16 protein-coding genes are annotated in these 14,373 nt (G+C 38.5%); 6 read left to right on the top strand and 10 right to left on the bottom strand.

Annotation, left to right across the window (positions count from 1 at the left end; genetic code table 11):
- Nucleotides 1–345: 345 nt before the first annotated feature.
- The 6 genes from ACST13_RS08670 to ACST13_RS08695 form a co-directional block, all read right to left on the bottom strand.
- Nucleotides 346–1,554 carry a hypothetical protein gene (locus tag ACST13_RS08670; protein WP_459522800.1) on the bottom strand — a complete coding sequence of 403 codons (1,209 nt, stop codon included), beginning with the start codon at nt 1,552–1,554 and terminating at the stop codon, nt 346–348.
- A 300-nt stretch (nt 1,555–1,854) separates the two neighbouring features.
- Nucleotides 1,855–2,553 carry a hypothetical protein gene (locus ACST13_RS08675; protein WP_459522801.1) on the bottom strand — a complete coding sequence of 233 codons (699 nt, stop codon included), beginning with the start codon at nt 2,551–2,553 and terminating at the stop codon, nt 1,855–1,857.
- Nucleotides 2,553–3,263 (bottom strand): hypothetical protein, encoded by a 711-nt coding sequence (locus ACST13_RS08680; protein WP_459522802.1) that lies wholly within the window; start codon nt 3,261–3,263, stop codon nt 2,553–2,555. Before ACST13_RS08680 ends, ACST13_RS08675 begins: the two co-directional genes overlap by 1 nt.
- Before the next feature lie 101 nt (nt 3,264–3,364).
- A complete protein-coding gene (locus ACST13_RS08685) occupies nt 3,365–3,550 on the bottom strand; it encodes a hypothetical protein (protein ID WP_459522803.1) in 186 nt (61 codons plus the stop codon).
- Between the two features lie 19 nt (nt 3,551–3,569).
- The gene (locus tag ACST13_RS08690) at nt 3,570–3,839 is read right to left on the bottom strand and encodes a hypothetical protein (protein ID WP_459522804.1); all 270 of its coding nucleotides are present in this window, start codon (nt 3,837–3,839) and stop codon (nt 3,570–3,572) included.
- Nucleotides 3,840–3,864: 25 nt separating this feature from the next.
- Nucleotides 3,865–4,128 carry a hypothetical protein gene (locus ACST13_RS08695; RefSeq protein ID WP_459522805.1) on the bottom strand — a complete coding sequence of 88 codons (264 nt, stop codon included), beginning with the start codon at nt 4,126–4,128 and terminating at the stop codon, nt 3,865–3,867.
- Nucleotides 4,129–4,463: 335 nt separating this feature from the next.
- On the opposite strand from ACST13_RS08695, the gene ACST13_RS08700 reads away from it, so the two are divergent.
- The 4 genes from ACST13_RS08700 (at nt 4,464) to ACST13_RS08715 (ending at nt 7,981) form a co-directional block, all read left to right on the top strand.
- Nucleotides 4,464–4,973 carry a vWA domain-containing protein gene (locus tag ACST13_RS08700; RefSeq protein ID WP_459522806.1) on the top strand — a complete coding sequence of 170 codons (510 nt, stop codon included), beginning with the start codon at nt 4,464–4,466 and terminating at the stop codon, nt 4,971–4,973.
- Nucleotides 4,974–4,986: 13 nt separating this feature from the next.
- Nucleotides 4,987–6,213: a hypothetical protein gene (locus ACST13_RS08705; RefSeq protein ID WP_459522807.1), complete on the top strand. Its 1,227-nt coding sequence runs from the start codon at nt 4,987–4,989 to the stop codon at nt 6,211–6,213.
- A 101-nt stretch (nt 6,214–6,314) separates the two neighbouring features.
- Entirely contained in the window at nt 6,315–7,040 is a 726-nt protein-coding gene (locus ACST13_RS08710) for a DUF6088 family protein (protein WP_459522808.1), read from the top strand.
- Nucleotides 7,037–7,981, top strand: a complete 945-nt coding sequence (locus ACST13_RS08715; RefSeq protein WP_459522809.1) for a nucleotidyl transferase AbiEii/AbiGii toxin family protein — start codon at nt 7,037–7,039, stop codon at nt 7,979–7,981. The genes ACST13_RS08710 and ACST13_RS08715 overlap by 4 nt, the downstream gene beginning before the upstream one ends.
- 54 nt (nt 7,982–8,035) lie before the next feature.
- Here the strand turns inward: ACST13_RS08715 and ACST13_RS08720 are convergent, their stop codons facing one another.
- On the bottom strand, nt 8,036–8,851 hold the full coding sequence (locus ACST13_RS08720) for a zinc ribbon domain-containing protein (protein ID WP_459522810.1): 816 nt from the start codon (nt 8,849–8,851) through the stop codon (nt 8,036–8,038).
- 40 nt (nt 8,852–8,891) lie between these two features.
- Nucleotides 8,892–9,983 carry a Nif3-like dinuclear metal center hexameric protein gene (locus tag ACST13_RS08725; RefSeq protein ID WP_459522811.1) on the bottom strand — a complete coding sequence of 364 codons (1,092 nt, stop codon included), beginning with the start codon at nt 9,981–9,983 and terminating at the stop codon, nt 8,892–8,894.
- Between the two features lie 73 nt (nt 9,984–10,056).
- On the opposite strand from ACST13_RS08725, the gene ACST13_RS08730 reads away from it, so the two are divergent.
- Nucleotides 10,057–10,494, top strand: a complete 438-nt coding sequence (locus ACST13_RS08730) for an NUDIX domain-containing protein (protein WP_459522812.1) — start codon at nt 10,057–10,059, stop codon at nt 10,492–10,494.
- Between the two features lie 29 nt (nt 10,495–10,523).
- On the top strand, nt 10,524–11,771 hold the full coding sequence (locus ACST13_RS08735) for a D-alanyl-D-alanine carboxypeptidase (protein ID WP_459522813.1): 1,248 nt from the start codon (nt 10,524–10,526) through the stop codon (nt 11,769–11,771).
- A 115-nt stretch (nt 11,772–11,886) separates the two neighbouring features.
- Here the strand turns inward: ACST13_RS08735 and ACST13_RS08740 are convergent, their stop codons facing one another.
- Complete coding sequence (locus tag ACST13_RS08740; RefSeq protein WP_459522814.1) at nt 11,887–13,206, bottom strand: APC family permease; 1,320 nt, start codon at nt 13,204–13,206, stop codon at nt 11,887–11,889.
- Nucleotides 13,196–14,314, bottom strand: coding sequence for an endonuclease/exonuclease/phosphatase family protein (locus tag ACST13_RS08745; protein ID WP_459522815.1), 1,119 nt, complete (start codon nt 14,312–14,314; stop codon nt 13,196–13,198). The genes ACST13_RS08740 and ACST13_RS08745 overlap by 11 nt, the downstream gene beginning before the upstream one ends.
- Nucleotides 14,315–14,373 lie beyond the last annotated feature (59 nt).

The following is a 14,373-nucleotide window of genomic DNA, read 5'->3' on the forward strand; positions in this document are numbered from 1 at the left end:
TTAAGAAAGCATCGGTTAATGAATCGGGTAATTCCACTTCCATTTTATTTAGTGTTTAAAAGTAAAAAAAAATTATCAAGGTCGAAACCCTAAATATTTCTACTTACACACTTTACGAGATGGTGCCACTAACACACTTTTTGAGATGGTGCCTTTAAATAGCTCCAAGTTTATTAAATATATTTAGCTTTTAATAGCGCTATTAAATCAATTGAATGGGGTCTTTTCGTTTCTCTTTTTATAGGAATTTTAGTTAAGTCAATCTTTATCCCATCAAATTCTTTCTCGATCTGTAAGTGTCCCTGATTAACAGACAGTTTATAATCGAAGAAAAAATCTTTAATTTTAAATTTCATATGTTTCAATAACCTTATAACCACTAAAAGCATTTCCAAAAAGGGTATTAAACTCTTGAATATTATTTTTTAATCCAACTAAATCAGCATTAGGCGATATTTGAAATGGTAAATGATTATCAATAAATTCTTCTACTAGCATATCTGTATTAATTATTTGTTTTTCCCATTCATTGGTTCTTATAAAATTTTCATTGATAATTTTAGCATCAATTTCCTTCTCATCTAAATAACCAATGTCAATTTTATACACTATACTATTTGGGTTTGTTTGAATTAATGGGTCACAAAATCTTTTCGATCTAATAAATTTTTTTAAAACTTCATTTTCTGTAAATATTGTTGGGTTAAGACATATTTCACTAATAAAGTCTCCTGTAAACTGAATCTTTTTGATCGTATTCCCCACTTTAATATAACTATATCCGATTTCCCATTTCTTATCTTTTAAAAACAAGCCAAAATCTTCTTTTGAAACTAGTAAATCAAAACTTTGACCTATTTCAAAGTAATACCTATTTATAAATTTAAATTTTCCATGATCATTTACTAAAGCTAGTCCATTTTCCAAGTTGTAATTATGTATTTCATTATAAACCATACTTTCACTCTCAGCTACATCATAGCCTAATTGACTTTCTTCATCTGTAGACCAAGCAAATCCTGGTGTCAAATAATATAGATTTTCATCTCTTTCTTTTTTATAATACGGTTTTATTTCGTTTCCGTAACCATACTCAAATCCAAGTAAATCGTATGATCTACAAAGTTCACAGACGAGTGATTCGTATTCCTCCAAATTAATATTGTGACCTGCATAACATTCAGCCCAATCATTATAGGGCCCACCAATTAATTCTTCTTTAAGATTAATTATTATTTCATCCAATGATTTTGATGTGCAAATTGTTAATCCCTTATAAAAATGGGACTCGCGATGACTGATAACAGAAAACGAATAAGGAGATTTTGAAATAATTAAATTATCATTTTCAAAGTAAGAAAAATATGCAAAAGTACAATCTCCATCATCACCACCAAAAAGTAGATAGATTGTAGAAAAATTTGTCAGAGATAAATCAGAATAATTTTTAATTGTACTAATGTCTGAATATTTGCATTCTATTACTACTTTTCCAGTAACATCAACTAAACCAAATAAACCGTTATCATCTGATATTTCGATTTTATATTCCATATTTTATTTATATTTTAATATTAAATTGAATTGTTTTTTTAATGTTCTTTAAATAGTAAAGTCATCAATAAATTTTTTTTGCAATACTTTCTGCGCAATTATCAAAGTACTTGGATTGATTTAGAGAAACTCTATAATGAATCCATGTCATTATTATCAATCCACATTTAAACATCTACTGATGTTATTTGTCAATTGATAATCGGCCATTTCAGAATATTAGTGTTTATTTAATTACAAAACTATAATAGAATAGTTTTGTAATTAAATAAATATATAAAATAACTTTTAAAACATATTTTATGTATCGGTAATAGCCACCTTTATATACCTCCACAATGCCGCACCAAACTTTGCTTCATAAGCTCGACTCAGCCTCTCGTGAGCATTATTCCAATAGCCATGCTTGCGTTCTAAGCGATCATATTCGTTTTGATCTGCTTGGCTTTTTAAATGCAAATGGTGCGCATACTCGTGAATCAGGGTGCTGCAAAGCGACTTTAGTTCTAAAGAGGGATAGACATAAATCGTAATTTTTCGAGTGGAATATTGGTAGGTGCCCATGGTCTTTTTGGGCTTATAATACTTTAATTCGTAGGTGTACTTGCGTTTCGACTTTTCGATATGCTCCTCGCACCACTTCAGCGCTAAGCGAACGAATTCCGTTGTTTGAATGGGGAGGTCGCTGACGTATTTAATGGATTTTTGGAAAGGCCAAAAGTTGAATCCCGGATTAAAAGGCTTAGGAGGTACCGGCGGCTTCGGACTAATAGGCGTAGGTGCCACAGGCCCAGGCAAAGCAATGGGCCTCACTTCCTCATAAGTATCATAGGTAGGATTCACGCGCGCGTTTCCACCCGTTTGAATCTGAATATGGATACCGTTTGTATTGACCTGGATCAGGCTAGGTGAGTCATGATTCGTCTGAATAAACACATGGCTATCCCCATTAGTGATGGAGATGGTAGTCTGAATGCGATTTGTAATTATCTGTTTCATCAATAAACCGGAATGCTGCCGCACTTTGCGAGGGGAGTTAAATGCACTTTTTTGGGCGATTGAAAATAAGAAGTCAGGTGCCTCTTTTGTTTAGAAGAATATAGTTTCTTCATCTCTAAAGTGGGCCGGCTAATCTCAGAAAAAACGGCGGCAAACTGTGGGCCATGAGGCTTCAGACTCATCCCGTAATAGGGCGACTTAATCTTTTTGCCACTCAAATTATAGACATAGGCGTAGGAGCTAAGCGTATGAATCCGCAGGTGGGCAATCTCATGAATAAGGATGAGAGCCATTACTTCGGTTTTCACGTCTTTACTACAAATACTAATCGTATGCTGCTTCCCATTATATTGCCAAAGCCCCAGCGTTTCAGTCTTCTTCGTTTCCCCTAAACCATCGGTAAGTATTAAATTAAACGGAGTTAAGCACCATAATTCCAGCATATAGTTCGCAAAAGCCTCACAATCAGGAGAAAAATGACAAATAACAAAAAAGAAGTTTTCCTGATCTAATGGGTATGTTACCTTGTCTTCTTTTTTATCAGTAATCGTTAATTTATACGGACTTTTCTTGCCCTTTCCCAGTGGATAAACGCCTAATTTTCGAAGGTTTTTATGGATATCATCTATGGCTTTTGGATCCTCCATAAAGAACGAAATGATCAGTCCTAAAACAGAAATAATGCCTAAACCGGTAAAAAATGCATCCATATTTCTTTAGATTTTAAATAAATTCGGCCGCTAAAAGCAGCCGAATTTCATTGTTTAACAACTAAACACCAAACAACAATTATGAAAACACACAAACACAATTAAAAATCAGTTAATGCCACACCCGCAGCGCGGTAACTTTCTTCTGGGGTGGTAAACTTTCCCACTTTTTGGAAAGGTTTCAAGTTATTATTCTCCTGTCTCGTCACATAATTCCACTCTAAGTAGGTATGTAACAAAGACTCAAATTCTTCATAGGTCACCTGGTGACCTGACATGTATTCCATCAACTGTAATCCACCAATCTTACGGGGAAGTTTGGTGTTCCTTCGTTAACTTCTGTAAGGCCTTCGCCTTACTCAAACCCGCCGACTGTAAGGCAGCTAACTCCTTCTTTCCTTCTACGGAAATTTTCTGGAAGGATTCCTTTGGACACCCAACATAAAAAATTTGGGCCCCTAACATCACAGAGATCTGCCCGCGCAATTTCTCGTCTTCTAACTCACCATATAAAGGGGACAAAGCCTTACAAATACGGTACAACAATTCCATTTTTTGTTTTTTAGTCTTACTCATGTTTTTTCATTTAAGGTTTATACTATTAAGCCACATTTCTAATTCCGTACATACCACTCTTAGTATCTAACGGGACTACCGATTTTAACTCCCCTAAGTAGCGGAACAGCGAACGATCCGTGACACCCAGGAACGCTGACATTCTACGCTTACTTACGAAGGTTCCCTTATGCTGGATAAGGAAAAGTAGCAAGGCTACAACACGCTGTCTTTTGGAATTACTTTTAATTCCAAGGTCTAAATCTGCTACAGAAATAACTGATTTCGAAGGGAAGGTTTTTGGCTTCATAGAACAGGTCTTTTTAAATGAGGATGCAAAGTTATTTTTTTATTTTAAATCATTTCGACAGTGTCTTAAAATAGCTGATATTCCAATGTCAAAATTTCATCGTATTTAATTGATTTATGTGTAAAATATTACTCAATTGTACTAAAATAGGTATTTTTTAGATTGACAAAATCGAATTGAGTTTAGCTCAGTGACAATTTCATCTCTTTAATCTGCCGTTTTTGTTAACACAAATTTACGTGCTTATTTACCCTGTATGAAGTAGATGTAACCTTACATCAGATTCCCTAATTTGCTCTTTACTGCGACCTTCGTCTAACATAAAATGTAACCCTATGGCCTACTTCCATTTCTTAATTGACGCAAGCGTCTCCCATCGAGTTTTTCAAAATACCCCAGTCTATACCAGACTTTTGGATCAGCTCGATCACCTAATTGAGTTAAATCAAAACAAGTCCAATCCTGACCAGGTAGGTTTGACTATTTTCGATGATCATCTCCGGTTACGAATTTTAACCATACCGATAGCCGAATTACAAAACAAGATGCAACAGACATTTGACTATAAGCCTGGTTCTGCTATTATAGATGCCATGGCAATGACGAGTTCTTGGATACAAGAACACTTAGAGCTAGCTGATTACACTAAGCATGTTTTGGTCTTTTCAGATTTTGAAGAAAATGCTAGCCGTTTTTATACCGTGGAAACGCTGGGTGAGTTGATCAAAACCTATAAAGAAGAATATGGATTTGAGTTCTATGCCTTTGGCCTAAAAATAAGCCAAGAATCTCTTTTTCTAAAGATGAATTTTAATCTAGAAAATTTAATATTTTTGGAAGAATAAACCTCTAAAATCTATGGCTAGAATCATCCTCCACTTATTGAAATCTGACGACTGCTCTAGTACCACATTTAATGACTTAGTTGAGGTGATTCAGAGCGAGGTAAAATCTAAACTATTCGAAACCCATACCGCAAAACCTCGGACAAAAACATCTTTTACTCTCTCTTCTTTTCCCTCTTTTCAGGAATATTTTGCCATTTCAGATGCCTACCGAACTGAACATAAGATTCGCCCAGAGGATTTCATTTTTGTCGTTTCTGAGAAGAGCAATCAAATGGGATTTTTTTGTGCATTAGCAGACGGAGACTCACGCGGGGGTTTCATACATGCCAAATCCTGGAAGCACACTTACCCAGATCTTTCCACCCGAGCAGAAGCATATGCTAATGCGTATTTAATTTATTCCTTAGTACTTCGCCGGTTTCAGTACAGCGCTGCCGATTATTCGTCTTATTATGAAGTGTTTGCAACAGCTCCTTTTGTCCACCGAGATACAAAGCCTTGCTTCAATAACTGGGTAGTCGAAAAGCGTAAAATTGAAACACTTTTATCAAGCGTATATATTTGTCCAGGATGTTATAGAGGTATTATCGAGGGGGGGGTATCTGCACAACATTTGGCCGTAATTAAAAAACTCTTTGAAAAGATCAGGGAAAAAGTCCTCGCGAACGAAGAAACAGACCCATTCGAAAATGGTCTTGTTTATGTTTATCAAAATCGGTTAGAGATTAGGTACGAAATGAATAATAATTTTGTACAAGTTCCCTTTTCTGCTAATGTAGGCGAGATGTCCTATTTTGTATTCTACCTATACCTGCTTCTGATTAATAGAACCGTACATTTAAGCGAGTGGATTAACGACGCATCCCATTTTCAGCTCATGCGACGGATTGTAGGATTAGCCCAAGGCTCCGTGCTCACCCAGCCGTTAGCGGCTACAGCGAATGAACGTTATGAAGAAATGACGCTGTTAAAAAGATACGGAACTCCTGATCCTCGAAAACCGCTAGAATACCAAAACCCAGCCATCGCCACCTTAGTGAGTAGAGTTAACGCTACCTTTACGCATGGCTTTCAGCAATTTCAAGACGACGAATCCTGGGCGAAAGAAACGGCAAAAGCGTACTTCATTAAAGGAACCCGCGAACTAGTTTTAGGATTGAATCGCAACCGGGTGTACTTCGCAGATTGCTGGATGGATGCCTTTTCTGAGGAGTTCGAGTGGATGAAGGGGATGTAATTAATCTTCTTCAGTGGTTAGGGTCTTTTTTTTCATTGTGTTAAAGTATAAAATTTTATCTATATTTGTCCAGTTTTTTATATAAATTATTGGACAAATATATGAAGGTCGCACAATTTATTTCAGAAAAGATAAAGAAAATGCCAGTGGGTTTAGTATTTACTCAGTCTAGCTTTGAGTTAGATAATGCTAAAAGGGAAGCTGTTATAAAAGCCTTAAATAGATTAGTTGAAGCTGGGGAAATTGAAAAATTGGCTAAAGGGAAATTCTACAAACCTGAAGTAACCGTATTTGGTAAACTTAAGCCATCTAGTGATGAAATACTTAAGGATTTAATAGAAGAAAAGGGTTGTGTAAAAGGGTATTTAACAGGATATTCTATTTTTAATAAATTAGGACTTACTACCCAAGTAAGTAACGCTATTCAAATAGGAAGGAATGATTTTAGGCCACCTTTAAGCCGTGATTTTTATTCCATCACTTTTGTTAAGCAAAAAAATAAGATAACAGCGGCATCAATACCCTTATTGCAAATATTGGATTCAATTCGATTTATCAAAAAAGTACCTGATGCATCATTATCAAGTTGTTGTTACAGACTCCTTGATATACTTTCTAACTTGTCATCCCAAGAGCAGAGCGCTCTAGTGCAGTTGGCATTTCAATACAATCCAGCAACTCGTGCCTTAGCAGGTGCCATGTTTGATCAGTTAAATAAGGAAGAGTTAACCTTCTCTTTATTGAAAACATTGAATCCCATTACTACCTATAAATTTGAAGGGCTGCAAAAAGCACTTATAACCACTAATAAATGGAATATTAAATGAATCTTCATGATGATAAAACAATATTTATAGAATTAATAAGAGCCACTTCAAACCACCATAAAATAAAGAGTGAATTTATTGAAAAAGATTATTGGTTAACTTTTGTTTTGAGGCAACTAGCCTATTCTAATTATGTACAAAATGCTGTTTTTAAGGGTGGTACTTCATTGTCCAAGGCCTATAAATTAATTGATAGATTTTCAGAAGATATAGATATAGCTATCATAAGTGAAAGTTCAGATTCAGGTAATGATGTTAAAAATCTCTTGAGGTCAATAGAGAAGGAAATAACTAGAGGTTTTATTGATTTTCATTTGGATGGGATAACAAGTAAAGGTTCTAGGTATCGAAAGTCAGTCATTCAATTTCAGTCATCTCACGATTCTACTATTTTTGATAAGTTGATTATAGAAGTTAATGCATTTGCGAATCCTTTCCCTTTTAAACGAATGACGTTAAGTAGTCTAGTTTTTGAGTTTTTAACTTTTAGCAAAAATCAGGATTATGTCAACATTTTTAACCTTCATCCATTTGAACTAAATGTATTGAGTCTTGATCAGACCCTGATTGAAAAAATGGTTTCTTTAATCCGATTTTCTTTTGATAAAAATCCTGTTGAAAGCCTCTCAAAAAAAATTAGGCATTTTTATGATATTTATTTTTTATGCTCACACGTAGATTGTATTAACTTATTTCAATCAAAAACAATTAAAATTCGCTTCAGTAAATTGTGGGAACATGACTTAGCGCTTTTTGATGAGCCAGCTGGTTGGAACGAAAAATTAATTACCGATTCTCCTTTGTTAACTGATTTTGATGGGATTTGGCGTCAGTTAAAATCTCGATATAAAAAAGAATTGACGGCACTAGCTTATAAACCCATACCACCAGAGGAATTAATTGCAGATAACTTCAGAATCTTGTTATCTATGATTAGGTAACAAAAAAAGCCCGCTATCTCTAGCGGGCTTTCTCTATCTATATACTTCTTGAAATTACTCAGCAGCAACGGCTTCTTTAGCTGCAGCTGGAGTTGCTTTAGCACGAGATTTCTTTTCTTTTTCTGGAGCTGGAATCACATCTTCCACGCCGGCAAATACACGTCCGCAATGCTCGCAAACTAAGATTTTCTTCTTGTCTTTGATGTCTGTTTGACGTTGTGGAGGTACAGAGCTGAAACATCCGCCACATGCACCACGCTTCACTAAAACAACTGCTAAGCCGTTACGTGCGTTATCGCGTAATTTTGTGTACGATTTGAAAAGACGCTCGTCTACTATTTTCACAGCTTTCTCGCGATCTTTTAATGATTTTTGCTCGTCTTCTTCACTTTCTGCGATGATCACTTGTAATTCGTTTTGCTTGATCTCAAGATCTTTCTTACGCTCGAACAAGTTTGATTCAACTGAAGCGATTTCGTCGTTTTTGTTCAAAACTTTAAAATCAATTTCCTTGATACGTTTGTCTGCAATTTCCATTTCGATTCCTTGCAATTCAATTTCCTTAGAAATTGCATCGAATTCGCGGTTATTACGCACATTCATTTGTTGTTCCTTATACTTAATGATTAAGTTATCAGAATTTTTCTTCGAGATTTTATAGTTGCTGATTTGCTCTTCGAATTCAGCTATATCTTGCTGAAATTTAGCTAAACGAGTCTCTAAACCCATGATCTCATCTTCTAAATCACGAACTTCTTCGGGTAAATCACCACGAACCTTACGAATTGAATCTAAGTTGGAGTCAATTAATTGAAGCTTTAAAAGCGATTCAAGCCGTTGAGCAATTGTTGTTTCGGTAACTGTAGCCATTATTCTAATTTATTTGAATTGTCTAAATTCTATCCTTTTATCAAGAGAAGAATACAGGATTTGTATTTGTTTTGCTTTTCAGGAGAACCGCAAAAGTACTAATTTTTTTTGATAAATAGTCATGTATCGCATCAATAATCATGACTTCCGATTCGTAATGCCCCACATCAATAAGTAAGCATTGATTTTCTGCGTCAAAAAATTCGTGGTACTTGATATCTGAGGTTATATAAGCGTCTGCCTGCTGCTTTGCTTCTTTAATCAAGAAACTTCCGGCACCCCCACAAACCGCCACCTTTGAAATCGGTCCAGTAGCTAAAGCCGTATGTTTGAGGGCTTTCAGGCCTAAACGTTTTTTGACAAAATCTAAAAATTCGTCTGGCGACAAAGGTTTCTCTAAAGTTCCAATATATCCAGATCCCACATCTTGCCAAGAATTATCCAATGAATGAATCGAATAAGCAACTTCCTCGTAGGGATGAGCTGATTTTAATGCGTCCAAAACGGGGCCTGAGAGGTGCGCAGGAAAAATCATCTCCACTTTTACTTCGTTTACTTCAGATAAAACATTAGCTGACCCCGTATGTGGATTCGATGCAGAGGAAGGTTGAAAACGACCCAAACCTTCCTGAGTGAAACTGCAATTCGAATACTCCCCAATATTTCCTGCACCAGCCGCGTGCAATGCGTCTCGCAGGGCTTTCTCATGCGTCGCTGGCACATAATACTGCAAGGCCTTCAAGGCATCGCGCATTGGTTTCAATACCTGTCCTGTGATTCCTAGCTTAGCAGCCAAATGGTAGCTAACGCCTTTCGGCGCATGGTCTAAATTGGTATGAGAGGCGTATAGAGCAATATTGTTTTGGATGGCCTTAATGACTGTTCTTTCGACATAGTTTGCACCAGTGATCCGCTTTAAACCGGAGAAAACGATCGGATGATGGGAAATAATCAAGTTGCAGCCTTTCTGAATGGCTTCTTCCACGACCTCTTCCGTGCAATCTAGGCTGATTAATACGCCTTTCACCTCCGTGGAAGCGTCCCCTACCAGTAGACCCGCGTTATCGTATGATTCTTGCCAGGCTAAAGGTGCCCAAGCTTCCATCACCTGACAAATTTCTCTTATTTGCATGCTAATACGTTCATTTTGCCTGCAATTTAGGAAATCTAATGGTATATTTAATCTTTCAAATTTATCCTACCTTATGCGAATTAGACCAGCTGCCCTTATCATTGAAAATAATCATGTGCTTTTCTTGCGCTATGATTATCCAAGTGGTAGCAAATTCGCTTTGCCCGGTGGAAATGTGGATTCAGGCGAAACATTTCCAGTTTGCATTTCACGTGAATGTGAGGAGGAGTTAGGTATCGAGGTAGAAGTGGGGGAAATGATAGCGGTAGGCCAGGTACACGCTACAACCGATTACGATGCTTGCTTACATGTAATATTCGAAGGAGATATTGTTGCAGGAATTCCCGTTTTACAAGCAGGTGAAACAACGGCAAACGATTTAGTCTGGGTGCCTGTGGACAAAATCGCAGAATTAAATATCTATCCTTCTATGAACGATGCCATTCTTGATTTTGTGCATGCTGGAAAGAAGGGTCACTACTTGGGGACTATTAAGCAGATTTGGCTGTAATAATTCGCTAAACCTTTTACCTTTATTGCATGAAAAATTTAGCCTTTTTACTCCTGCTCGCTTTAGCAGGTTGCCAAAGCTCTCATTTACAGATCGCCTTCAATGAATCTAGTCTATCTCAGCGCGCCAGTGGCGTGATGATTAAGGATTTAGCCACTGGCAAAGTTCTTTTTGAACAAAATGCAGATCACTATTTCATGCCAGCTTCTAACACGAAGCTTTTGACTTTTTTACAAGCTAATCGAATCCTAGGAAATCAAATCCCTTCCTTTAAATACCGCGAAACAAAGGACACCCTCTTTTTCTGGGGAACCGGCGACATTAGCAACTTGCATCCAACTCTGAAAAATACAGCATTACGTGATTTTTTAGCAGCTTCTTCGAAAGTTTTAGTGTATGGAGCACCCCTAAAGCCACTTTTCCCACAAGGGACTGGCTGGGCTGTTGATGACTATAATGACTACTATTCTGCCGAAATTTCTGATATGCCCTTGTATGGGAATGTCATTAATTTCTCTGCCTCGCAGCGCCGGTGGGCCATCATGCCAGATGCTTTTGAGGCGGTTGCTAAAACCGGATCGACGCTCGAGGTGAGACGCAATCGTTTGAAAAATGAGTTTACCTTACCCGAGCTGAAGTCAGAAAAATACGGTGCCCAAGACGTCCCTTTCATCACGTCCCCGGATATGACGACCTTCTTGTTAACGGATACCTTACACAAATCGGTGGAGACGATGCCGCTAGCCGTTCATCCGGATGCGCGCATATTCTATGCGGGTAAGATCGATAGTTTGTATGTATCCTTACTTCATCAAAGTGATAATGCAGTTGCCGAGCAGCTTTTAGTGATGATCGCAGCCGAGAAGGGCTGGGATCCGGCGCAGGTGATAGAAAATTTAAAGAAAGAACCAGGAAATGAGTTTTTGAAAGATATTAGGTGGGTAGACGGCTCAGGCTTGTCTCGTTATAATCTTTTCAGGCCAAAGGATTTCATCTACATCTTAGAGTTATTAGCGAAAGAAGTCGCTCCGGATCGCTTGCATGCACTTTTGCCTGAAGCCAGTAAGACAGGAACTATGCGGAATGTGCAGGACCTGAATGACGGCGTGCGTATTTGGGCGAAATCTGGCTCTTTTGGGAATACCTATGATCTATCTGGGTATTATTTGACCAAAGAAGGAAAGACGCTTGCCTTCTCTGTATTATCTAATCTGGGCAATACGTCGGTGAAGGAAATTAAGCAATCGGTGCTGGAGTTTTTGAGAGCGATACATTGAAAATTAAAGCATAAAGCATAAAGCACAAAGAATAAAGTCCGTAGGGAATGAGTCCGTAGGAAAAAACATTTCCAAATTAATCGCCGTAGGCGAATCGTACTTTATTCTTTGTGCTTTATGCTTTATTCTTTGGACTAGAAAGTCCACCAAATTTGAAAATGAAAAAGCTAACTAGGATAAACCCCACCACATACACCACACTCCCCAGATTCGTCACCAAGGTTCCGATCAAGAATAGCGCCGAGATAATCACCAATATCCACGGAAGAATCGGATATCCCCACACGAGGTAAGGGCGTTTTAAATCAGGTTCCGAGACGCGTAGCTTTAATAATGATGCGAATCCGGCTAAATAACTTGCTACAAAGAAGAAGGTGGCGATGTCAGATAAACGTTCGTTAATCTCTTTGCCTGCTAAAAGGAAAATACAAGCGGAGAAAACCGTTAAATGAGTAGCTGTGGTAGGAGATCCGGCCGCGTTTACTTTCTCTGCTTGTTTGAAAAACAGGCCATCGCGACTCATTGAATAAATCACGCGGGGGGCGAACATCACTTGGGTGTTCAAAATTCCTAGAATACTTAGCATTAAAAAGACGGTAATCCAGCGTCCCATATCTGCGCCAAATAAGGCTTTCATGGCATCTGCAGCCGCTAATTTACTGCTTGAAAGGGTTTCTAGCGGTAGACTATAAAGTATGCCCACGTTTATTAATAAATAGATCACTGCGACGATGATGACTCCGATGAACATCGATTTTGGCATGGATTTGACGGGATCCTTGTTTTCCTCGGTGAAATAGCTGGCGGTGTGCCAGCCGTCGAAGGCATAAAAGATAGATAAAAGCGCGGTCATGATGCCCGTTGCGAGGGGGAGTCCTGCTGGGGCTTTGGCCTGCTCATTGAAAACTCCACCGCCACCATACAAGAAACAAATAGCGATAAATAGTAAGAGAGCTAAGGCCTTAATGCCGCTGAGCCATTCTTGTGATTTGCCTGCCATGACCACGCCTAATTGATGGAAAAACCACAAAAGCGCTAAAATGCCGATGGCGCAATAGACTAAATAAGGGCTTAAGGAGGGGAATATGATGATCAGGTATTCGCTGAAGGTATAAGAGCCGAAGCCTAAGGCAGTGACGGTTCCTAACCAACTCGTGAGGCCTACCAGGAAGCCGATATAACGGCCAAAAGCGCGTTCGGCATAGACATACCAAGAACCGGCTTTGGGAATGGATAAACTTAATTCTAAAAGACAGCTAACGCCTAAAAGGGCATAAATGGCTACCAGAATCCACAAGCCAATGATTAAGCCGGGATCGTGAAGGGAGGCGGCGATAGGGCCTGGTTTACGGAGAATTCCGGTTCCTATGGTGCCACCCAGGGTGACGGCCACGCCAAAAGTGGTGCCCAAGACCTTCCAGAGCTTATTTTCCATGCAAGATGTATTGGCCTACCGTAGGGAAGTGGTCGGAGTATTTGATACTTCTCAGGGTTTGGAAGTTAATGGCTTTCCATTCCTTCGAGAAGAATTGATCGTCGATGCGGACTAAATACGGGCTGCGATTCAAAGTGAAGCCAAAACCTGAACCTGCTTCTTCGAATGAGTTTTTTAAGCGCTCGCGAATCGTTCCATAGGCCCAGCCAGAGGGAGTTTCGTTTAAATCCCCTACTACAATGATGGGATAGGGGCTTTTTTGGATCAAGCGATTGATTTTGTCCATCTCCTTTTTGTGCTCAATAAAGCCTTTGCGTAGGGAGGAAATGATGCCGCGTCCTTCTTTTTGGGCATCCGTATAATCCTGCAAACGAATTTTAGAGGTCATCTTATTTACCCGAATTCCCATGGACCAAAGCTGCATATTAATCACCCGAATCGTATCTTGATCCTTCACAATATCAGTTAATAGGTATCCATTCGCCGAATTTTCGAATTGCTCGCCTTCCTCATGGATGATGGGGTATTTAGAAAATACCACTAATCCCATTTTCTCGTGCGAATCAAATAATTGCTTCTTCAGTGGAATGAAGGCATAATGCGGGTATTTTTCCTTTAAAAAGGAAACGGTGTGAAAGGCTTTGCGATCGGAATGGGAATAGAATTCTTGAAAACATTTGATGTCCGCATCGTAATCGCGGATGATTTTTTTCAGTTCTTCTAATTGCTCTTTTTTGGCCTCATACTCATTTGAATACATCCCAAAAACATTATAACTCATCACCGTCATCGGCTTCGCTAAACTTGCCACGGGTTGATTAAAGCTAATGGTTCTCCCGATAAATCCATAACCTAGCACTAGCACGATCAAGGGCAAAAGCGCTCGCTTCGCTCGCTGAAAAAGCCAGTAAATCAAGGAGAAAAAGCACAATAATTGTGCGTAAGGCATGGTCATCATAATAAAGCCGGCGACCCAATGCTCCACGATGAGAGAATAGCTCAAAAGATAGGTCAGGAGCGTATATAGGCACAAAGGCAAGGTTCCTAACCAGATCAGGGAAGAGACGATTTTTTTCTTTAGGGGTGCCTTCGTATTACGCTTAGCCATCCCCAAAGATACACATTGTCTTGCATTTTATAAATTTTCAATCGAGGTTTGGGTTATTT

This window comes from Aquirufa sp. A-Brett2-W8 (genome assembly GCF_054558755.1).

Excerpts from the sequence above, each read along its gene's own strand:
- ACST13_RS08700 (WP_459522806.1), top strand. The coding sequence starts at position 4,464 with ATGGCCTACTTCCATTTCTTAATTGACGCAAGCGTCTCCCATCGAGTT.
- ACST13_RS08725 (WP_459522811.1), bottom strand. The coding sequence starts at position 9,983 with ATGCAAATAAGAGAAATTTGTCAGGTGATGGAAGCTTGGGCACCTTTA.
- ACST13_RS08690 (WP_459522804.1), bottom strand. The coding sequence starts at position 3,839 with ATGAGTAAGACTAAAAAACAAAAAATGGAATTGTTGTACCGTATTTGT.
- ACST13_RS08705 (WP_459522807.1), top strand. The coding sequence starts at position 4,987 with ATGGCTAGAATCATCCTCCACTTATTGAAATCTGACGACTGCTCTAGT.
- ACST13_RS08695 (WP_459522805.1), bottom strand. The coding sequence starts at position 4,128 with ATGAAGCCAAAAACCTTCCCTTCGAAATCAGTTATTTCTGTAGCAGAT.
- ACST13_RS08720 (WP_459522810.1), bottom strand. The coding sequence starts at position 8,851 with ATGGCTACAGTTACCGAAACAACAATTGCTCAACGGCTTGAATCGCTT.
- ACST13_RS08740 (WP_459522814.1), bottom strand. The coding sequence starts at position 13,206 with ATGGAAAATAAGCTCTGGAAGGTCTTGGGCACCACTTTTGGCGTGGCC.
- ACST13_RS08675 (WP_459522801.1), bottom strand. The coding sequence starts at position 2,553 with ATGAAACAGATAATTACAAATCGCATTCAGACTACCATCTCCATCACT.
- ACST13_RS08735 (WP_459522813.1), top strand. The coding sequence starts at position 10,524 with ATGAAAAATTTAGCCTTTTTACTCCTGCTCGCTTTAGCAGGTTGCCAA.
- ACST13_RS08670 (WP_459522800.1), bottom strand. The coding sequence starts at position 1,554 with ATGGAATATAAAATCGAAATATCAGATGATAACGGTTTATTTGGTTTA.
- ACST13_RS08715 (WP_459522809.1), top strand. The coding sequence starts at position 7,037 with ATGAATCTTCATGATGATAAAACAATATTTATAGAATTAATAAGAGCC.
- ACST13_RS08745 (WP_459522815.1), bottom strand. The coding sequence starts at position 14,314 with ATGGCTAAGCGTAATACGAAGGCACCCCTAAAGAAAAAAATCGTCTCT.
- ACST13_RS08685 (WP_459522803.1), bottom strand. The coding sequence starts at position 3,550 with ATGGAATACATGTCAGGTCACCAGGTGACCTATGAAGAATTTGAGTCT.
- ACST13_RS08730 (WP_459522812.1), top strand. The coding sequence starts at position 10,057 with ATGCGAATTAGACCAGCTGCCCTTATCATTGAAAATAATCATGTGCTT.
- ACST13_RS08680 (WP_459522802.1), bottom strand. The coding sequence starts at position 3,263 with ATGGATGCATTTTTTACCGGTTTAGGCATTATTTCTGTTTTAGGACTG.
- ACST13_RS08710 (WP_459522808.1), top strand. The coding sequence starts at position 6,315 with ATGAAGGTCGCACAATTTATTTCAGAAAAGATAAAGAAAATGCCAGTG.